This window comes from Flavobacterium sp. N502540 (assembly GCF_025947365.1).
Taxonomy (GTDB): Bacteria; Bacteroidota; Bacteroidia; order Flavobacteriales; family Flavobacteriaceae; genus Flavobacterium.
In genome coordinates this window covers 4,790,358-4,812,336 of the sequence record NZ_CP110012.1, presented here as the reverse complement: position 1 = coordinate 4,812,336, position 21,979 = coordinate 4,790,358, and the positions used below count along the sequence as shown (strand labels likewise).

Here is a 21,979-nt window from a genome sequence, read left to right as displayed (position 1 = left end):
AAGGGTTAAAGTTATTTTTCAGTCGAGGTAGACGACTTTTTTAGATAAAGGGGTTCTCTTTTTTTTGGAAGGTTTTAAGGCTTCGGGATAATACCCCAGATAAAGAAGCCCTAGTGATTTTTCGTTTTCTGAGAGACCAAATTTTGCCACATAATCGATAGCTACTCCTTTGGTACTCCAGTAACTGCCCATTTTATGAGCATGGCAGGTAAGTGCAATATTTTGTACAGCAGAAGAGACTGCAGCAATTTCTTCCCATTCGGGCAGGTCAATTTTGGTGTTTTTCACCAGGACCACTCCAATCATGCAGGCTGCATTGAGCGGATAATTTTCGAGATAAGAAAGCTTGTGTTTTTGATCTTCTGGAGATAATTCAGTATAAAAATCTTTGTAATAGTGAGCCATATATTCACCATACTTCTTCAAATATTTGCCCCTAAAAACGATAAACCTCCAGGGTTCTGTCATTTTGTGAGTAGGAGCCCAAGTGGCATTCGTCAAAATTTCTTCAAGCAGTTGATCCGGTAATTCTCCCTTGATAAACTGATTGGCATAGACGCTTCTCCTGTTACGGATGTTCTTCGAAATTTTGTTTAATTTATAAGAAGAGTCTGATAGCTTGATTTTGCTGGGGTTGTTCTTAATTTTCATTTATTTTGGAAATTTTTCTAAGAAAATTCTTTTTTATTTTGGCCAAATAAAAATAAATTTGTAAGTAATTCTTATTTAGAATGAATAAGAATAGTTCGAAACAAAAGTATAAATTAATCTGACAGAAAAAAAAGTTTTTTTCAAAATTTATACGAATGAACGTACACTTGACTTTAAAACTCTTTGATTTTTATTTGTTAATATATTGATTGTTAGCTGTTTGTGTTTTTGTGTTTAAAGTCTTTTTACTGCTATTATTAAATTGTAAAAAAGAAGTTACGTGTAATTTTTACAGCTAAAAAAAGAGGTAGAAATACTTGTTTTGTTTTGTATTCTTACAAGAAGTTAAATAAGGAGACCAGACCAGCAGGGAAGAAGCATTTAGCTTGGTTTTAGGAACTTTTTAGCAAAATTTTAATGGAAGTATTCTCGTCCATTTTGAAATAGAAAAGGGTTATGAATTTTAGAATTTTGAAGTTTTTTTTGAGTTGAAATATCTTAGGAGGGAGCATCTTAATTTTAAATTGAGAATAGTTGTTTTGAATTAACTTTTAGGTTGTATAAAATGATTTAATTTTTAGTTTTTGATATGATAATTGTAATTTTTAGTGCTTTAATGGGGTAAAATGATAAAAGTTGTTTGCTTCTTGTTTTAAGTATGAAATTATTTTGCGACATCGTTTAAATTTGTGAAGTGCGAAAAATCATTATATATCTTTTCATCTTTTTAATTGTATCCAATATTGGGTTCTTTCAGCAGTTTTATAAATTGCCGATATTGCTGGAGCATTTTAAGGAACATCAGCAAAGACATGATATCAGTTTTTTTGATTTTTTAGAAATGCATTACTGGGGAGAAGATTTAAAAGACAATGATTCTGATCGTGATATGCAGCTTCCGTTTAAGAACATATCCGGACCTTACGTACAGCTGGTGTTTGTTCCGCAGGACAAACCGGTATTTTATATTCCTTTTACCGTTGGATTTTCACCATCGGGTAAAATTCCTTATACCTCAGATTTGTATTCAAATCCTTCCTTGTTTTCGGTATTTCGACCTCCTGTAGCCTAATTTGATTTTATAGAATTTTTATTGTGGTTAAGACATTTTTGATGTTTTAGCCCTGGCATTACTATATTCAAATAAATTAAATTATGCTTAATAAGATCATACAGTTCTCAGTTAAAAATAAACTGGTAATTGGGATCTTCACGTTGCTATGGATTATCTATGGCGTGTTTGAAGTAACCCGTTTACCTATTGATGCGGTTCCTGACATCACCAACAATCAGGTACAAATTATTACAACCGCTCCGTCTTTGGGAGCCGAAGATGTGGAACGCTTAATTACATTTCCAATCGAACAGGCGATTAGTAATATACCGCAGCTGAAAGAAAGCCGCAGTATTTCGCGTTTTGGACTTTCGTTGGTTACGATTGTTTTTGCTGACGATACAGACGTGTATTGGGCACGTCAGCAGGTGGCAGAACGATTGCAAAAAGTAGAAATTGCAGAGAACGCGAGTATTCCTGAAATGGCACCCGCAACTACAGGTCTGGGCGAGATTTACCAGTATGTTTTGAAACCGCAACCCGGATATGAAACGAAGTATTCTCTGGAAGACCTGCGTACTATTCAGGACTGGACGATAAGAAGACAGCTTCTGGGAACTCCCGGAATTGCCGATGTTGCTACTTTTGGAGGGAAACTAAAGCAATATGAGGTTGCCGTTAATCCGTCGCGGCTTAAAGCGCAGAACCTGACTATTAAAGAAGTTTTTACAGCCCTGAACAGTAATAACGAAAATACGGGTGGGGCCTATATTGAAAAAGGGCCAACGGTACTTTACATCCGAAGTGTTGGATTGACTCGAAACATAAAAGACATTCAGAATATTATTGTCAAAAATACACAGGCCGGAACTCCAATTCTGATTAAAGATATTGCAGAGGTAAAAATGTCTTCTGCGATACGCTACGGAGCCTTAACGACAGATGATATTGGCGAGTCGGTTGGTGGAATTGTAATGATGCTTAAAGGAGAGAATGCCAGTAATGTGATCGTAAAGGTTAAAAAACGAGTTGCTGAAATTGAGAAAATTTTACCAAAAGGTTTAAAAATAGAACCTTTTTTAGATCGGACTAAAATGGTAGATAATGCTATTGGAACGGTAGAGAAGAATCTTATTGAAGGAGCACTGATCGTGGTACTGGTGTTGGTACTTTTCTTGGGTAATTTAAGAGCAGGTTTTATTGTAGCCTCGGTAATTCCTTTGGCCATGCTGTTTGCTATTATCATGATGAATACGTTTGGTGTGAGTGGGAATTTAATGAGTCTGGGTGCGCTTGATTTTGGTTTGATAGTCGATGGCGCGGTGATTATTGTGGAAGCCATTTTGCATCATATTCATTCCTCCAAAAAATACAAAGAAATCGATTCTATTTCACAAGAAGAGATGGACAAGGAAGTGACGGGATCAGCAGGACGCATGATGAACGCTGCAGTATTTGGACAGATTATTATTCTGATTGTATACCTTCCGATATTATCACTGGAAGGCATTGAAGGAAAGATGTTCAAGCCAATGGCACAAACGGTGGCCTTTGCCATTTTAGGAGCTTTTATACTGTCGCTTACCTATGTTCCTATGGTAAGTGCTTTGTTCATTAGCAAAAAAATAAATCATAAACCGAATTTATCGGATCGAATAATGACAAATCTTGAGTTTTATTATGAAAGAGTTTTGTCGCGAGCATTGCAGGTTAGAAAAGCGATTGTGATTTCAGCTTTCGTTTTGTTTGGTATCGCCTTGTTGCTTTTTAGCCGAATGGGCGGTGAATTTATCCCACAACTGGAAGAAGGCGATTTTGCCGTAGAAACTCGTTTATTACTGGGGACAAATTTGTCAACGACGACAGCAACCATTGAGAAAATTTCGACTGCATTAAAAAATACCTATCCGGAAGTGGAAAAAGTCGTTTCGAGAATTGGTAGTGCCGAAATTCCAACAGATCCTATGCCTATAGAAGGAGGTGATATGATTATTGTCTTAAAAGATAAATCAGAATGGACCAGTGCTTCTTCGTTTCCTGAATTGGCAGATCAAATGACCCAAACCGTTAAAGAGGTTGCACCGGGAGTTACGACTGGTTTTCAGTTTCCGGTTCAGATGCGTTTTAACGAATTAATGACAGGAGCAAAGCAGGATTTGGTTTGTAAAATTTATGGCGAAGATCTCGATAAACTGGCAAAATATGCCGAGCAGTTAGGCGCGATTAGCACTACTGTAGAAGGCGCTACAGATCTTTATGTGGAGAAAGTTACCGGAATGCCACAAATTGTTATTGACTATGATTGGGCAGAAATGGCGAAGTACGGTATTTATGTTTCAGACATCAATCAAACCGTAAATGCCGCGTTTGCAGGAGCTGTAGCAGGCAGTATTTATGAAGGAGAAAAAAAGTTCGATATGGTGGTACGCGTGGAAGCTAATGGACGGAAAGATATTGAGGATGTTCGAAATTTACTGATTGCAACCCGTTCCGGAATGCAGATCCCGTTGTATCAGGTAGCTTCGGTTAAAGAAGTGGAAGGTCCGAACCAGATTCAGCGCGAAGATGCCAAAAGGAGAATTATTGTTGGTTTTAATGTAAGAGGACGGGATGTTGAATCTATTGTAGAGGAATTGCAGAAAAAAGTAAACAGTCAGATCAAATTTGCTCCCGGATATTACATTACCTATGGAGGGACTTTTGAAAATCTGCAACAGGCCAAATCGCGCCTTGGAATTGCAGTCCCTGCAGCTTTGTTTATGATTTTGGCGCTGTTGTATTTTGCTTTCCGATCTTTTAAAGAAGGCATTATCATTTTTACTGCCATTCCGTTATCGGCAATTGGCGGTGTTTTTGGACTGGCGTTGCGGGATATGCCGTTTAGTATTTCGGCCGGTGTTGGTTTTATTGCACTGTTTGGCGTAGCCGTTTTAAATGGAATTGTTTTAATCTCCGAGTTCAATCGGATACAAAAACACGGCGAAATTACCGATCCGCTTCAGATTATCATTAACGGAACCAAAAACAGGTTGCGTCCTGTATTGATGACAGCTGCTGTTGCTTCTTTAGGATTTTTACCTATGGCTTTGAGCAATGGCGCAGGAGCAGAGGTACAGCGTCCGTTGGCCACGGTCGTTATCGGCGGACTCATTACCGCAACTCTACTCACACTTTTTGTACTTCCGGCAATTTATTTAATGACGTATCATAGCAAAGTTTTTTCTAAGAAAAATAAAAAACATAAGATGGATAAACTGACTTTACTAGTGCTGGCTTTGTTTCTTACGGCTTCGGTACAGGCACAAGATGCACCTATCTCGCTTGAAGAATCTTTATCAATAGCGATGCAGCACAACAGAAGAATTAAATCTTCTCAATTGAATGAAAGATCGAAAGAACAATTGGAAAAATCTGCTTTTGATATTCCTAAAACAGCTTTTACTGCCGATTATGGTCAATTTAATAGCGCTGTAAACGACAACCGTTTTGGGATTAGTCAGACTTTTGCTTTTCCAACAGTATATACAAATCAGAAAAAAGTATTGAGAGAGCATCACAATGCCGCAAAAGCAGAATCGCAGTTAACAGTGCAACAGGTTAAGTCGAATGTGAGAAACTTATTTTATGATTACATCTGGCTCAACAGTAAAAAGGAATTGCTGACTTATGCCGATTCGATTTACAGATTAATGGAACAGAAATCAGAGCTACGCTATAAAACAGGAGAAGCTAATGTTTTGGAAAAAACAGCTTCTCAATCTGCACGGCAGTTTTATATGAACCAGCTTGCAATGGTAAATAAAGATATCTCCATCATACTTAAAACGTTTAATACGGTTCTTCAGGACAGTATGGTTCATGTGCCCATTTCACAGACTGTAAAAAATGATTTTATGGTTTCATTACATCAAAATAAAGATACCGCAGAGCTTCCTCAGGTACAACTTTCAATGTACGAAGCAGAAGCGGCAAAATGGAGATGGAGAACGGAACAGTCCAAAATACTCCCCGATATTACCATTGGCTATAATAATTTAAGCATCATTGGAACACAAACAAGCACTGTAGGTCAGGAAGTTTATTACAATGGAAGTCAGAGATTTAATTATGTTAATTTCGGTTTGTCAGTCCCTCTTTTTTTTGGCAGTCAGTCCGCGCGTAATAAAGCAGCCAAAGTAGATTATGAAGCGTACAAAATGCAGGCAGAAACTACAAAAATTGAATTGAAGACAGAGATTGTCAATGCGGTAAATGAAATCGAAAAATACAAAGAAAGCCTTTCCTATTATGAAAACGAAGGATTAAAAAATGCGACAATAATTATCGATACAGCCAACAGTCAATTGGAAAATGGAGATATCGATTACCTGCAATGGGTTTTAGTGGTCAATCAGGCGATCACCATAAAAAATGAATATTTAGACCGAATTAATGATTACAACAAAGCTGTAATTAATTGGCAAACCCTTAATAATTTATAAAATAATGAAAATATATAGCAGTATCATTTTTGTTTTTCTATGCTTGGTTTCCTGCCAGAGCGACAAAAAAGAATCACAAAGTAAAAAAGTATTAACACCTGAAAACAGTATTCAATTAAGCGATGCACAGATCAAAAATGCAAAATTGCTTGTTGGTCATCCTGAAGAAAGAACAGTAAAAGGAATATTACAGCTTCAGGGGACCGTAACGGTGCCTCCAAAGAGTGTGGTTACAGTAAGTATTCCTTTAGGAGGTTACATCAAAAAAACGGATTTAATGGCAGGTATGCATGTTAGAAAGGGACAAGTATTGGCGGTAGTCGAGGACATGCAATACATACAATTGCAACAGGATTATCTTACCGCGAAAGAAAAATTTCAGTTGGCCCAAAGTGAGTTTAATCGACAAAAGGAGCTTAATGCCAAGAAAGCAAGTAGTGATAAGCTGTTTGAACAGACTGCAACTGAGATGCAGACACAACACATTTATATGTCATCGTTAGCCCAAAAGCTGGGGTTGTTAGGGATTAATGTCAAAAAACTCACCTCTTCAACGATAAGCAAAACGGTTGTGATTCGTTCACCAATAAATGGGTTGGTTGCTAAGATTAACGTGAATGTGGGAAAATACATTTCAGCGACCGACATGCTTTTTGAGCTGATTGAAATGAGGGATATTGTTTTGACCATGAATGTTTTTGAAAAAGACATACAGCAACTTTCGGTAGGGCAAACCGTTACAGCTTTCACTAATGCGAATCCGTCTAAAAAGTACAAAGCAAAAATTGCTTATATCAATCAAAGTCTTAATGATGATCGTGCAGCAGAGGTGATTTGTAAAGTGAATCAGTATGAAAGTTCATTGATACCTGGGCTTTTTATTAATGCAGAGGCAGAATTTAATAACGAAAAAGCCATCACGGTTCCGGAAGATGCCGTGGTACGATGGCAGGGGAAGTTTTTTGTTTTTTCGGTAAGTACAAACGGAATCTATAAGATGGTTCCGGTAGAAACCGGATCTTCCGCTAACGGATATCAAATGATAAAGTCACCAATTATAGATCAATCTTCGAAAATTGTAATCAAAAATGCTTATACACTTTTAATGAGTTTTATGAATAAAGGAGATCAGTAACACAAAGGGCAGCTTTTTTAAGCTGCCTTTTGTATTGTTTTGATTTAATATGTGATTGCTTGTTAAATTAAGGTATTTGATTTTATGCGTCATATCCAAACGATCGGTCGTAAAAAAAGAACATTTTATCTCAAATTATTTTTATATTTATCCAAGTTTACCACTAGCTGCAATGAAAACTCCCAACTTTCCAATACCGGTCAACGAATCAGAGCGTTTAGCTGCTCTAAAACGTTACAATATACTTGATACACTTCCTGATCATGCTTTTGATGATGCAACCAAATTAGTATCTTATATCTGTGATGTACCAATAGCTCATATTTCCTTTATAGATGAGAACAGACAGTGGTTTAAATCTGAAATTGGAATCGGCGTTTCTGAGGTGCCTCGCGAAATTTCTTTTTGTCAGTATACTATTTTAGAATCTAAAATGGTTGAAATAAATGATACTTTTTTAAATGAGAGATTTAAAGACGATGCTAATGTTACGGGTGGTTTTAAAGTTCGATTTTATGCCGGTATACCGCTGACAACGCCGGACGGTTATAATATTGGAACGTTATGCGCCATTGATCATGTTACAAAAGAACTGAATGAAGATCAGCGAAATGCACTCAGAATTGTAGCAAAACACGTAATCAGCCAGCTGGAATTGGGAACAAAGAATATTGAGCTTGACAAACAGAAGAAGATTGCAGAGAAAGCCGTTCTGGCAAAAGACAGCTTTTTGGCTAATATGAGTCACGAAATCAGAACTCCTTTGAACGGTATTATTGGTTTTACGGATCTTCTTGCACAGACCAAACTCGACACTGTTCAGCGGGACTATATCAACAGCGTGCAGATAGCAGGAGAAAATCTGCTTTTAATTGTCAATGATATTCTGGATTTGTCTAAAATGGAATCCGGTAATCTGACCATAGAAGCCATGCCTTTCAATTTAAAAAGCACTTTAAAGCATATTTATAATTTACTTAAAATAAAGGCTTCTAAAGAAGTAGAGTTCAATCTTTTTCTGGATGCTGATATGCCGGAAATTGTTATTGGAGACGAAGGAAGATTAAATCAGATATTGGTTAATTTAATAGGCAATGCACTTAAGTTTACTCAGGAAGGAGAAGTGACGGTCTCGGTAAAAGTGATGGAACAAACAGAGGATTATTACTCGCTTAAATTTTCCATTAAAGATACAGGTATCGGAATTCCTTCCGAGAAACTGAAAACTATTTTTGAACGTTTTACTCAGGCAGAGGACAGTACCACAAGAAGATTTGGAGGGACTGGTTTAGGACTTAATATCGTAAAACAATTAATTGAATTACAAGGTGCTGAAATTAATGTAAAAAGTCAGGAAAACAGAGGATCGGAATTTTTCTTTGTTATTAATTACAAAAAAGCAGATTATATTCAGGAAACTGACGAGGAAATATCAGGAGAAAGTTTGGGGAAACTAAAAATATTGCTTTGCGAAGACAATGTTTTAAACCAGAAACTGGCCAAAAGTGTCATCTATAATTTTGGCTTTGAATTGGAAATAGCAGAAAACGGAGAAGAAGGCATCGAGCTTTTATCGAAAAATGAATACGATTTGGTATTGATGGATCTTCAAATGCCGGTTAAAGACGGATATCAGACTACTGATTATATTCGAAATGAAATGAATTCGAGTATTCCGATTATTGCCATGACCGCGCATTCGCTCGTAGGTGAACAAGAACGTTGTTATAATGTAGGGATGGATGGTTATGTCCCGAAACCGTTCAAACAGCCGGTGCTTCTAGAAGCTATTAGAGCAGTAATGAATCCGGAGTATAAAGTTACTCGCAAGAGAAGAGTAAATTTGTCCTTTATTGATGAAATGGCATGTGGTGATTTAAACTTCAGACAGGACATGATCAATCTTTTTATCGAAAAAATACCAAATGAAGATGTTTTGCTTCAGGAAGCATTTAAAAATAATGATTTTCTAAAAGTAAAAAACCTGACCCATAACATGAGATCCAGTTTGGACTTATTTATGTTGGATGATCTCAGTAATTGTTTAGCTGTAATCGAGGAAGAAGCCAGGATTGAACAATTTACAAATGAAGCAGCAGATAAGGTAAATATTTTTCATTGTGGCATAATTGAAGTAATTAAATATTTAAAAGAACTATGATAAAAGCGAAATATCCCGTAGCTTTACAATAGTTTTTAATTTTAGAATATAAAATTATCAATTTCCCCCAAAGACAAATTTTGAACCTATGAGAATAGTTTTAGCTGAAGATAATGATATCCTACGCAAATCATTATCATTTTTCTTAGAGTCTAAAGGATACTACGTTGACCAGTTTTCTGATGGTAAAGACGCACTCGGAGCTATTAAAAGCAATAGCTATGATCTGATCCTTACAGACATAAATATGCCCGGCATAAGCGGAATGGAAATTACGCAGTATGTGAGGCAAACTCTTAATTTAGATATTCCGGTAATTATACTTACCTCTTCAGGGGTTGAGCAAACAGAGCTCGATTCTTTTGACATTGGAGCAAACGAGTTTATTGCAAAGCCTATAAGCCCTGCCGTACTTTTGGTAAGAATTAATAAATTACTAAATGTACGTGCTTAATGAAATTGGTATACTATTTGGCTGTGCTGTTGTTTGTTTCGATTACTGCTGCGGGACAGGAAATTAATATCGATGAAACTCTGGCAAGTGCAAGGAGCGAAGCAGAGCAGGGCCGTTATGACAAAGCATTATCATTAGTTGATCTTTTGCTCAAAAAATATCCTGAAAATGAAGATATAAAAACTTTTTCAGGACGTATTTACAGCTGGAAAAAAGAGTATAAAACAGTCATACAAGCATTGTCCCCAATGGCAGACAGGGTCAACCCGAATCCGGATGCTCTGCTAGCCATTATAAACGTGTATTACTGGACAGAAGATTTTGAAAAATGTATATCGTATTGTGATCGCTATCTGGCAGTTGATGCTACGAATGTTGACGTCTTAAAAATAAAAGTGACCTGTCTTGAAAAACTGGGCAGAGACAAAGAGGCGCTGGAGATTATCGAAAAAGCATCCGTAAACGAAAATAGTACTCAGGCCTTTAAAGCGCTACGTACACTTATTGATCGTAAGACTAAAAATGCAGTTTCGGTTTCTTATTTAAACATTTCGACTTCAAACCCGGGGCAGGCGCCATTGCATTACGGTTATGTTGAATATGCACATAAATTCAGTAAATCAGCTCTTGTAGGGCGTGCTAATATGGGGCATATCGGGAACGATACTCAGGCATTGTTTGAAGCAGATTATTATCAGACTTTTTCAAAAAAAGATTATCTGTATGTAAATGCAGGAGTTTCGACAGGTGAAACTATATTTCCGGTGGCAAAATTTGGTGCCGAATATTACTTCAGACCTCAGAAAAGATTTGACTATGCTTTGGGAGCGAGATACATGCATTTTGAAACCGATGATGTGACATTGCTTACCGGACAAATTTCTTATAAAACAGGAGCAAACGCAGTTGCTTACCGACCTTATTATGATACGGAAAATGCATTATTCTCTCATGTTTTAAGTTTTCAGCATGCAAATGAAGAAAAAGAACGTGTAGTAAGATTCGAAGTTCAGTACGGAAATGTGCCGTATTTATATTTATACAGCAACTTTATACAACCTTTAAAAGCGTATAGAGCAGGAGTGCAGTATCAGCACCGTTTGGGTGATTCATTTTTTGTGCGTCCAATTTTTCTGTATGAATACGAAGAATATCTGCCGGCAGCATACAGAAACAGGTTTAACGCTCAAATAATTATCACGAAACGATTTTAAGATGACTGATCTATGGGAATTTTATAAAAGAGGGACATGGGTTGAACCATTTTTAACCTTTTCAATTGGCCTGTTTGTATTGGCGTCGCTATTCTTTTACCTCTTAATTATTCAAAGCCGTAATAGAAAAATTAAAGAAGAAAGGCGAAGAATAGAATATGATGCGTTTATTGATAAACTGTTGTTTTCTGTAGTTTTTGAAGATATTTCTTTTTCTGATGTCTTGAAGAATAATGATTATACAGTAATGGCTGAAAGTAAGTTTTTTAGAGAAGTCATTACAGAATCTCTTATCAATCTTCATAAAAACTACCAAGGTGTTTATGCACAAAAACTAGAACAGTTTTATAAAGATTCCGGGCTTATAAACGATTCTTTAAAAAAACTGAAAAGTTTAAAATGGGATGTCAGAGGTAAAGGAATCACAGAACTGGCAGAAATGAATGTTGCCGATGCTTTTGATACCCTAATAACATTCTCAAATACTCGTAATAAAGTGTTGCAGATTACCGCCATAAGCGCTTGTATAAAGCTGGCAGGAACAAAAGGTATTGTACATCTTACAGCGCATACAAGTCCTATCGACGAATGGACTCAGGTAAATATTATTCACGCCTTTAAAAAACATGATATCGGAGATACAAAGGGTATCGAACTTTTATTGGAATCACAAAATACCACAGTGGTTACACTTGGTTTAAAACTTATTAAAGAACTTAAATTGACACAAAAGCTAATTTATGTAGAACAGTTAGCAGAAAGAACTTCAAATACATCAGTGAAATATGGAGCTCAGCATGTAATGTTGGCATTAACCGTTTAAAAATCGCAGCGAATGACTTTTTTTAATCACGAAATAACATTTTTTGTCCATACTTATTTAATTCTGATATTGGCTTATGCGATATTGATTATGTCGTCTTACCTTATATTAGCCTATCTCTCTGCAAAGGAATTAAGAGATTATTTAAAAAGAAACAGTTTTATAGATTATGATGTGCTCTTAACGAGTGGATTGGCTCCTAAACTTTCATTAATTGCACCCGCGTACAATGAAGGTTTTACTATTGAAGAGAATGTAAAATCACTGCTTTCGTTAAACTACAATCAATATGAGGTTATTGTGGTGAATGACGGAAGTAAAGACAATTCGATGGACGTTTTAATTCATACTTACGACCTTGTTCTTACCGAGCTTTCTTTTCATCAACAGATTGAAACAAAAAAAATCAAAGGACTTTACATTTCCAGAAATGCAGCTTTTAAAAAGCTGATTGTAGTGGATAAAGAAAATGGCGGGAAAGCTGATGCGCTTAATGCCGGACTGAATATTGCACAAAATCCCTATGTGGTTTGTATTGATGTGGATTGTATTCTCGACAAAGATTCGCTTCTTAAACTGGCGAAACCATTTTTAGAATCCAACGAACAGCGTATTATTGCAACGGGCGGTGTCGTTCGGATTGCAAACCAGTGTATTATTAAAAACGGACGTTTGATTGAAGTAAATGTTCCGGACGTTATGTTGTCCAGAATACAGGTTTTAGAGTATTTAAGAGCTTTTCTTTTAGGAAGAATGGCTTGGGGAAGATTAGACGGTTTGCTGCTTATCAGCGGAGCTTTTGGAGCTTTTGATAAAGAAATTGCTTTACTGGCAGGTGGTTACAGCACAAAAACTGTGGGTGAAGACATGGAACTTGTCGTAAGAATGCGTCGTTATATGCTCGAAAACAAATTGCCGTATTCCGTGCGATACATTCCCGACCCGCTTTGCTGGACAGAAGCTCCGGAAGATTTCAAAATATTTAAAAAACAACGCAGCCGATGGATGCGAGGAACAATTGAAACCTTAAGTTTTCATAAAAAAATGTTCTTAAATCCTAAATATAAATTGTTAGGAATGCTGAGTATTCCATACTGGACTTTGTTTGAATTTTTAGCTCCCGGTATTGAATTTACAGGTCTTGTTATTACTATTATATTTTTTGCATTTGGACTGCTCAATTGGCATTTTTTCTTTTTACTGTTATTGTTTGTGTATGCTTTTGCCATTTTCTTTTCGGTTATTGCTTTGTACAGCGAAGAAAGAACGTATCATAAATACCCAAAACAAACCGATTTTTTCAAACTTTTGATGGCTGCTTTTATCGAACCTTTTTATTTTCATCCTTTAGCGGTTTACGCTGCTTTGATAGGTTATAAAGAAAAAATTTTAGGTACAAAAGGCTGGGGAGAAATGACCCGAAAAGGTTTTACAAAAAAAGAATAGAAAATAGAGTATATTCTTCTTGATCTGATGCTTAATAATTATTGGAATTATTTGCTTTTGCCCCTTCAGGGTAATGCGTGAGATTAACTTATTCCGTAGTGCGATACACTACGCTTATGTTTTTAGGCATTCAGTCTATTTTTACAATCGTTTAAAAATACCATTAAAAATTCCTAATCTTGTTCTGAAAGAGCATTAGGAATAACATAGTGCGGAGCGCTATGAATAAAAAAAAAGAACTTATAGGCCCTGCAAGGGTGTAAAGCCTAATCTCAATTAATAAAACACTACAAAAAGGTAAAATTTGGCTCGCTTAAATTTATGACCATTAGATTTGTCTTCGTAATGAAGTTCAGGTTCTTTAAAAAAAATCCCCCAGTTTCAAAAGGGACTGAAACTGGGGGATAATAAAAAAATAAAACACAATCTTTAGAACGTATACCTCACTCCAAATTGTCCTTGGAATCTTGAGGCTAACTGATCTACAGTATAAGGTGATGTCGAAGGTTTCTGGAACGTATAAGTTGGATCGCCAGTAGCAACTCCGCCTAAGTTTCCTGATTTTGTTAACCCAAGATTTGCTGTTGAATTGTAGGTGTTCGGAACAAAATAGCTTCTTCCCCAATCCTTGTTAATCAGGTTTCCAATATTTGCAATGCTGAATGAAAGCTGTAAAGCACCTGCTTTATTAATTTTGATTTCATCCATTAGTTTCAAATCAGCTTGTATGTTCCATGGGGTAGTAGCACCGTTTCTTTCTGTGAAGTTTCCTCTTCTGCTTTTCAAATAATCATTTCCATTAATAAAAGCTTCGTAATCTGCTACCTGTTGTGCTGCTGTAGCCGACGGAACTCCTGCTGCATTTACTCCAATGTATTTCGCGGCTTCTGCTGCATCTTTGAAGATATAAGCCAATCCTGCTGCCTGACCGGTTCCTGCAATAGTTGAGTTTACAAATCCCCATGAAAACGGATTTCCGGACTGAGCATTGAAATATACATTTGCTGAGAACGTATTGTTATCGGCCACTTTTACGGCATATCCAACATTAGAAACAATTCTGTGTTTGATGTTGAAGTTTGATGTTGCTAACTGAGGATTATTTGGTGTTAACGACTGGTTCATCTGAAAATTACTTTCCATGGAGTTACGGATTCCGTTAGTAATATCTTTAGAATTTCCGTAGGTATAAGCCACCATAAAGTTAAGACCAAAATCATACGTTTTTGAGATCATTTCGGTAATGCTGTATCGGTATCCTTTGTTCGTGTTTGATAATAAATAAGCATTTGAAAAAGCAGGATTTATATTGGCTGCATAAATAGGCATCTGGTGATTGGTATCATAAGAAAAATAAGTTGGGTTATCAGTCTTATTCACTTGTTGGAATTCCAGATCACGAATCACTTTGGTATAAATACCTTCAGTAGTAAATTTATAACCGTTGATGATTTTATCGATTGCAAGCGAGTTTCTCAACACTGCCGGCATTTTAAATTTGTTATCCACCAGATCGGCCTGTACTTTTGGCGTTGCATCGTGATATCCGTTTAATCCGTTGGTCGCCAAAGGATCTCCAGCTGTAGCAACTTGTGCAGGGGTAAGGTTGTTTTTGTCATAACTTCCGTAACCTACACCATCATTGTAGTAAGCATATCCCAGCCATGCAAATGGAATTCTTCCTGTAAATACTCCAGATCCGCCGCGAATAACAAGTGTTTTGCCTTCGTCTACATTGTATGTAAATCCAATTCTTGGAGAAACTAATGCCGTACTGAAAAAGTTGTTTTTAATCTGGCTTAACGGAGTGTAGGAGTAAGTGTTACCGTAATTTGGATCAGCCGGAGAGTTTTGTACCTGCGGGCTTAATTTTGGTTTATTAGGCAAGTCTGTGTAGTCTATTCTCACACCGGGAGTAACTTTAAGTTTGTTGCCAATTCTAATTTCATCCTGTACATAAACACTGTAAAGATTTACTTTGAACTGTGCATAAGGATTGTTGAAGATTTGGTCTCTTGAAGAACCGTCGAAAGGATAGGTTCCGCGAACACGGGTAGGAAGTTTGTTGTAGAAATCTGCCAGAGATTTGTAGGATACTCTTCCGTTAAGGGCATTTACGAATCCGTAATTGATGTCGTAGAATTCATTGTGCGTACCGAACAATAAGGTATGATTTCCGGTTTTGTAGGTAAGGTTATCTGTGATTTCGGCAGTATTTTGTTTCATGTTGAATACTGTTGCTTCACGATCATTCCCTAAAAAGATGGTTCCTCCGTTATATCCAATTTCGGTTTGTGGAAACATGATATTACCTGATTTTGGATCGCGATAATCTTTGATAGCCGAGTAACTTGCAATGAACGAGTTAGACCACTGGCTGTTAAAATGACTTTTAAGTTCTAAAACGGTACTGATAGATTGGTTTTTTTGCGTAAAATCCATGCTGGAGAATCTGAAGTTTGCCGCATCACGCTCTAAGTTGGAAGCTTGTGAGATCACGGTGTTGTTTCGCAACGATAACGAATGTTTTTCGTTAATTTTCCAGTCTAATTTGTTGAAGAATTTTTGACTTTTTGCAAAGTTGTTGTATCCGCCGAAAGTTCCGGTATCAAATCCGTAGTTAGTTTTTACGAAGTCTGATATTTGCTGTGCGGTAGTGTTGTCTACTAATGAAGTCAGTTTTCCGTTAGAATCGGTTTGTCCTGCATTGTAAAATATAGGATCAGTTCTTTCGGCATATTCCATATTCGTAAAGAAGAACAATTTATCTTTTACGATCGGTAAACCCAATCGGAAACCAATTTGATAATCACCAAAAGAATTTGGCATTTTAGAACCGTCACCGGCATTATTGCGGCCAGTAATAGCGGCGTTTCTTCCGTAACTGTAAATCGATCCCGTAACATTGTTGCTGCCACTTCTGGTAACAGCATTAACGCTTCCTCCTAAAAAGTTACCTAATTTAATATCGTAAGGAGCAATATAAACCTGAATATCCTGTATAGCGTCAAGACTTATAGAATTGGAACGTGTACTGCTTCCCGGCATTCCTGAAGTTCCCGATTGACCTCCTAAAGACGGACTAAAACCAATCGCATCATTGTTGATCGAACCGTCGATCGTGACGTTGTTGTATCTGAAATTAGTACCGGCAAAAGAGTTGTTGGAACTTTGAGGGACTAATTTTGTCACATCCTGAATCCCGCGATTGATTAACGGAAGACCATTGACCTGTTTTTCATTAATATTCGTTCCATTATTTTTAGAAGAGGGTTTAGAACTTGTAATCACAACTTCTTCCAGCACATTGTTGTCTGCTTTGCCAACTACTATCACCGGCAGGTCATTATCGCCAAGTGCTAAGTGTATTTGTGCATTAGAATAATCTTTGGTGGCAGAACTTTTAATTTCTAATTCGTAAGGTCCGCCGGCATTTAAATTTTCGAAACTAAATCTACCTTGTTTGTCAGTCACAGCTTTGTACACTGCATTAGTAGGTAAATGAGTTAAAGTAACTTCTGCACCCGTTAGGGGACTTGTACCATCATTAACTTTTGCAGATAATGAAGAGGTAGTAATCTGAGCAAAAATGTTTCCCATAACAAGGAGCATTACAGCCGAAAAAATGAGTTTTAGTTTTGTCATTGATTTTTTAGTTTTTATTTGACAAAGAAACTCAGTTTGTTCCGATCGGATTTAACGCTTTTGTTAACTTAAAATGATAAAAATAGTTAGTGTTAATTTAAAATTATCAAGCTGTTAGGTTTGTAGAATCTTTTAGGTCTTTAAAATCAATGATTTGTGTAAATAGTTAGAAATAAATGGATTAGAGTTGTATTTAAAGTAGATTAAAGAAAGATTAGAGTGTTAAGTAAAGGTTACCTATTGCAAAAACAGACAGGAGTAAGGCTTGCTAAAACAATAGAGAAACGAGTCAAATTACGGAAATACCAAGGTAACAGAAGTACCTTTTCCAACTTCAGAATCTACTCTAACATGAATATGATGCAGTTTGAGTATCTGCATAGTAATGAAGAGACCTAAACCTTGGCCCTGTATGTGGCGGGTATGATCGCTTCTGAAAAAAAGATCAAAAATAGATTCTTTGTCCTGTTCTGAAATTCCGGAACCCTGATCTGTAATTTGTATTAAAAGTTTATTGTGCTCAGAGAAAGTTAAAACATTTACCGGCTTAGGAGATGAAAACTTAATCGCATTGTCTAAAATATTATATAGGGCTATAAAAAGCATATGTTTATTGGCATGAACCGAAAGTAAATTTTCACGATCGGCCAAAGCACTTAGATCTACCGATACTTTAGATTCAGGGTATTCAATTGCTTTTTTCTCCAGTACATTCCATAGTATTTCATCAATTCTTATGGTTTCCATTTGCTGAGGTTCAGACAGCTGAAGTCCCGATAATACCAGAAGGCCATCTAAGGTTGATTTTAAATGCAGCGTGTCTTTTTTAAGGGATTTTAAAATTTCTTCATATTGCTCGTTGGTCCTGGGTTGTTGGAGGGATACGTCAATATCACCAATGATGATGGTCAAGGGAGTTTTGAGTTCGTGTGAGGCATTTTTTAGAAAATTTTTCTGCGTCATCACACCGGTTTCAAGCCTTTCTAAGAGATAATTGAAAGTAGTGACAAGTTCTTTAATTTCATCTTTCTCCTGAGCTTGCTGCACTTCTAATCTCGAATGCAGATTTTCGGTGGTGATGGTATTTACTTTTGCAATGACTTCTTTAAAAGGACGGAAGGTTTGTTTGGCTAAAAATGTCCCCAAAAGATAGTTTAGAGGAATGCCTGCCAGGTAAAAAAGGATAAACATTAGGCCCAGAATCTCAAGCTGTCGGTTACCCGTGTGATTGATACCAGAGACTACAATTATAAAATCGCCCTGATTGTCTTTGTAAAATAACCCTACAAACTGCCTGTTTTTTATGGTAAACGATTCTATTTTATTTTTTACAATAGTATTCAGTTCATGGTCACTAAGCTCAATATCAATCGAATCTTTTAAGTATAATTTTTTGGTTTTGGCATCGTAAACCCGAATGGATTCATTGTTGATTCGGTGGTACTGAACTTCAATCTGATGGTATCGTTCGTTTGTAAATTCTTTTATTTCATCTTTCTTAAAATAAAATAAAGCAGCGGTTAAAGCATGATCTTCGAGATTGTCATAATAAAGATCTTTCATATGGCTTCTGAAAAGCAGGAATGATCCGGTCATGAGTAATCCGACGATAAAAGCAAAAAGCAGGGTCGAATTTACCGCTAATTTATTTTTAAGATTCATAACGCTTTAGGTCTGTTTTTACTATATGGGAACATAATTCAAAATAAGTGGGAATAGCGATGTATTTATTTCCTCTCGCAGATTGCTTCGCCTGTTCGCTATCGCTCGGGTTAGCAGATTCAGCAGATTTTTACGCTTTACTCTTTACTCTTTACTCTTTGCTCTTTGCTCTTTGTTCTTTGTTCTTTGTTCTATTTTCTCGCCTCTTTGCTTTTTCAGCTCTTCTGCTTCAACATATACCCGGTTCCTTTTATGGTGTGTATGAGTGGAGTAGGGAAGTTCTTGTCGATTTTATTTCGCAGATAATTAATATACACGTCAACGGTATTGGAGGTGCTGTCAAAATCAATGTTCCAGACCGCTTGTGCAATAGCAACTCTTGACAAGGCAGTTTCGCGATTTTTCATAAAGAAAATCAGGAGTTTGAGCTCTCTCGACGAAAGGTTGAGCTCTTTGCCATCTCTTGTGGCACTTTGTTCTTTCATATTGATTTCGATTCCGGCATAGGACTGAAAATCGAGAATTCCGGTACTGAATTCGGCACGACGAAGCTGTGCATTAATTCGGGCCAAAAGTTCTTCAAACAAAAAGGGTTTGGCAAGATAATCGTCGGCTCCGGATTGTAAACCTTTTACTTTTTCCTGTGGTGTATCGAGTGCACTTAAAATAAGTATGGGGACTATAATTTTTCTGCTTCGTAAAACTTCGCAAACTTCAAAGCCGGTAATGTCCGGAAGCATGATATCAAGAATAATGATATTGTACTCGTTTTCCATAACCTCTTTGATGGCTTCAAAACCTTTGGCAATGGTTTTAACTTCATACAAATGTTCTTCTAATCCTCTTGTGATAAATGATGCAACTCTGGGATCGTCTTCAACTAATAACACTTTGTTCATATTCGAAATATAATTGAGGTGTACTACCTCTTAAGTAATAAAGTAATTCTTATGATGTGTTGCCGGATTTATTTTTTTATCGTTTAATTCTAATAAGGTGTTTTCGATCATTTCAGACATTGCATCGAGGGCAAGATCGTTAGGCTGCAAACCAAATGGATTTTCGAGTTCGTCTGCAATGGCTTCCAACGCCACAAAAGTATAGGCAATAAAAACAATGATAAACGGTGTGATCCAGCCCATAGTTTCGACAAAACCAAAAGACAATAAAAAGCAATAAATATAAACCGTTCTGTGTAATAATACACTGTAGGTATAGGGGATAGGTGTACCGGCAATTCGTTCACAACCGCCAACAATATCGGACAGTTTATTTAGATTTTCTTCAAAAGCCAGTTGTGTAACACTATCTATTTTATTTTCAGATTTGGCGTCTTTTACCCAAAGTCCCAATTCTCTTAAGATAAGTATGGGTTTATAGCGAGTTTCTTTTAATTGGTCGGCAAACTCTTTGGGGAGTAATCGGTTCATATCGGCATCAGAATTGGTTTCCCGAAGCTGATGTTTGAGACTGTATACAAATGCAATAAGTAAATTAGTAAATTTTTCGCGTTTGGCATCGTATTCTTTGTCTGGAACAAGAGTGATGCTTTGTCGGGCAAGAGATCGGGTATCATTGAGTAATGCACCCCAAAGTTTTCGTCCTTCCCAAAAACGATCGTAACTCACACTGTTTCTGAAACCAAGGAAAATGGCCAGTGCAATTCCAAATAATGTAAAAATAGCAGGATTGATGTGCAGATTATACTGAAGGAGCCAGGGTTTAAAATAAACGACGACAAAGGAAAACAGCAGTAATAATAAAAGTCTAGGGAGAAGCTGTGGCAAAACGGAACCTCGCCATTCAAAGAGCATTTTAAACCAGGTATTCTTTTTCTTTATAATCATTGACGCTGATTAGATTTAATACCATAAAAGTAATTAAAAGTGTGGCCTCAAACAAAAAATGATAGAAATATATAAGGATTAAACGAGATCAGGCGTATAGATTGGAGTTTACTCTTTCGCCCTTACAGGGCTTTGATAGATGGTTTATTTATTTCATAATGCGTTGTACTATGCTTTTGCTTTTGGGCTTTCAGCTCATCTTTGAGATTTAAATAAAAGTATTGAGAATATTATTCAAGGCTGCGATATTTTTTACGATACAGTCTGATATAAAGTGTATTACTTTTTCAAACCGGCTCTAAAAGAGCTTAAGCAACAGTATAGTGCAACGCACTATGCTGTAAATTAAGGTTGACTATTACCCTGAAAGGGTAAAAGCAAACAGGTATTTTACCTTTATCGATTGAACAGGTTTTAATCCATAAAAAAAAGCCGATTTCCCCCAAGAAACCGACTTTTTTAATTTTTCCCGAGCGGGAAAAGTAGTTATTTAATATTTTTTATTTGATAATTAACGTAAAGCAAATCTCAGTTTAAGTCCGTAAGAAACCAGTCTGACATTGTGAACGGATGGAGAATCCAATATGCTGTTGTATTGCAGTTGTACAGGAAGTTCCGGATTGTACTGTACCAGACTTTTGTCTCCATTTTTATTGTAGATGTTATTTAGACCATAATCGATGTAAGCACCAAGATAGAATGAAGTTCTGTTTCCAATCTTTTGTTTTAGACCTGTTTCAAAAGTAGCAGAGTAGGACACTTTAGTATCTAAATCCTGTTCGCTGGTCTTTACATCATTAGTACTTGCAAAACCGGCAAAGGCAGGGTTAAATAATTCTACATTGTATTGCGGATAGTAACCGCTTGTAGTAAGGTTTTGAAAGGTACTCTGATAACATCCTTTAATCGCAAATCCTACTTTAGCCCCCGCAGCAACATACAATTGGGTAGTTCCCGGAGTTTCAAATTGAATTGCGATTGGAACATTTATGTAACTCAGGCTTTGTTCTTCTCTGAAGTTAGTGGCTTTGTATCTAAACTGAAAGGTTTCATTTTCGGCATCTTTAGTAACATATTGTCCACTAAAAGAAGCGTACTTTGCATCAGAATTGTAGGATTGATACTCAGCTCCAATTCCAATACTCAAGCCTTCGTTTAAATAATAGGAGTATCTGATTCCTGCACTAATTCCGTTTCCGGGCACGATAGTACCACCGCCACTGTACTTTAGAAAAGAACCGGGTCCTGCGACGGAGATCGATATTTCCTGTTTTTTGTCCTGACTATAGCCCTGGAGGCATATCGCTAAAAACGCCGTAACTGTAGCTATAGATTTTATAGAGGTACTGATATATTTTTTCATCTTAAAGTTGTATTAGCCAGTACCATTTTGAAGTGGTACTGGC

Annotated in this window: 14 protein-coding genes; 8 read left to right on the top strand and 6 right to left on the bottom strand. The window is 36.7% G+C overall.

Going from position 1 to position 21,979, the window contains the following annotated elements:
• Positions 1-18 precede the first annotated feature (18 nt).
• Positions 19-651 (bottom strand): nitroreductase, encoded by a 633-nt coding sequence (locus tag OLM58_RS20065; RefSeq protein ID WP_264530346.1) that lies wholly within the window; start codon positions 649-651, stop codon positions 19-21.
• A gap of 694 nt (positions 652-1,345) precedes the next feature.
• On the opposite strand from OLM58_RS20065, the gene OLM58_RS20060 reads away from it, so the two are divergent.
• The 8 genes from OLM58_RS20060 to OLM58_RS20025 all read left to right on the top strand — a co-directional run bounded on the left by OLM58_RS20060 (position 1,346) and on the right by OLM58_RS20025 (position 13,419).
• Positions 1,346-1,723: a hypothetical protein gene (locus OLM58_RS20060; protein WP_017495700.1), complete on the top strand. Its 378-nt coding sequence runs from the start codon at positions 1,346-1,348 to the stop codon at positions 1,721-1,723.
• A gap of 83 nt (positions 1,724-1,806) precedes the next feature.
• The gene (locus OLM58_RS20055) at positions 1,807-6,186 is read left to right on the top strand and encodes a CusA/CzcA family heavy metal efflux RND transporter (RefSeq protein ID WP_264530345.1); all 4,380 of its coding nucleotides are present in this window, start codon (positions 1,807-1,809) and stop codon (positions 6,184-6,186) included.
• Positions 6,187-6,190: 4 nt separating this feature from the next.
• The gene (locus OLM58_RS20050; RefSeq protein ID WP_264530344.1) at positions 6,191-7,321 is read left to right on the top strand and encodes an efflux RND transporter periplasmic adaptor subunit; all 1,131 of its coding nucleotides are present in this window, start codon (positions 6,191-6,193) and stop codon (positions 7,319-7,321) included.
• Between the two features lie 172 nt (positions 7,322-7,493).
• Positions 7,494-9,482 carry a GAF domain-containing hybrid sensor histidine kinase/response regulator gene (locus OLM58_RS20045; RefSeq protein ID WP_264530343.1) on the top strand — a complete coding sequence of 663 codons (1,989 nt, stop codon included), beginning with the start codon at positions 7,494-7,496 and terminating at the stop codon, positions 9,480-9,482.
• Between the two features lie 88 nt (positions 9,483-9,570).
• Positions 9,571-9,936 carry a response regulator transcription factor gene (locus OLM58_RS20040; protein ID WP_264530342.1) on the top strand — a complete coding sequence of 122 codons (366 nt, stop codon included), beginning with the start codon at positions 9,571-9,573 and terminating at the stop codon, positions 9,934-9,936.
• A complete protein-coding gene (locus OLM58_RS20035) occupies positions 9,936-11,150 on the top strand; it encodes a YaiO family outer membrane beta-barrel protein (protein WP_264530341.1) in 1,215 nt (404 codons plus the stop codon). Before OLM58_RS20040 ends, OLM58_RS20035 begins: the two co-directional genes overlap by 1 nt.
• A 1-nt stretch (position 11,151) precedes the next feature.
• A complete protein-coding gene (locus tag OLM58_RS20030; RefSeq protein ID WP_264530340.1) occupies positions 11,152-11,973 on the top strand; it encodes a hypothetical protein in 822 nt (273 codons plus the stop codon).
• A gap of 12 nt (positions 11,974-11,985) precedes the next feature.
• Positions 11,986-13,419 (top strand): glycosyltransferase family 2 protein, encoded by a 1,434-nt coding sequence (locus tag OLM58_RS20025; RefSeq protein ID WP_264530339.1) that lies wholly within the window; start codon positions 11,986-11,988, stop codon positions 13,417-13,419.
• Between the two features lie 429 nt (positions 13,420-13,848).
• Here OLM58_RS20025 and OLM58_RS20020 read toward each other — a convergent pair whose 3' ends face one another.
• The 5 genes from OLM58_RS20020 to OLM58_RS20000 all read right to left on the bottom strand — a co-directional run bounded on the left by OLM58_RS20020 (position 13,849) and on the right by OLM58_RS20000 (position 21,936).
• Positions 13,849-17,064, bottom strand: a complete 3,216-nt coding sequence (locus OLM58_RS20020) for a TonB-dependent receptor (protein ID WP_264530338.1) — start codon at positions 17,062-17,064, stop codon at positions 13,849-13,851.
• A 294-nt stretch (positions 17,065-17,358) separates the two neighbouring features.
• Positions 17,359-18,726, bottom strand: coding sequence for a HAMP domain-containing histidine kinase (locus OLM58_RS20015; protein WP_264530337.1), 1,368 nt, complete (start codon positions 18,724-18,726; stop codon positions 17,359-17,361).
• Between the two features lie 215 nt (positions 18,727-18,941).
• On the bottom strand, positions 18,942-19,625 hold the full coding sequence (locus tag OLM58_RS20010) for a response regulator transcription factor (RefSeq protein WP_264530336.1): 684 nt from the start codon (positions 19,623-19,625) through the stop codon (positions 18,942-18,944).
• A 30-nt stretch (positions 19,626-19,655) separates the two neighbouring features.
• On the bottom strand, positions 19,656-20,573 hold the full coding sequence (locus OLM58_RS20005) for a bestrophin family protein (protein WP_264530335.1): 918 nt from the start codon (positions 20,571-20,573) through the stop codon (positions 19,656-19,658).
• Positions 20,574-21,084: 511 nt separating this feature from the next.
• Positions 21,085-21,936: a PorT family protein gene (locus OLM58_RS20000; protein WP_264530334.1), complete on the bottom strand. Its 852-nt coding sequence runs from the start codon at positions 21,934-21,936 to the stop codon at positions 21,085-21,087.
• Between the last annotated feature and the right edge of the window lie 43 nt (positions 21,937-21,979).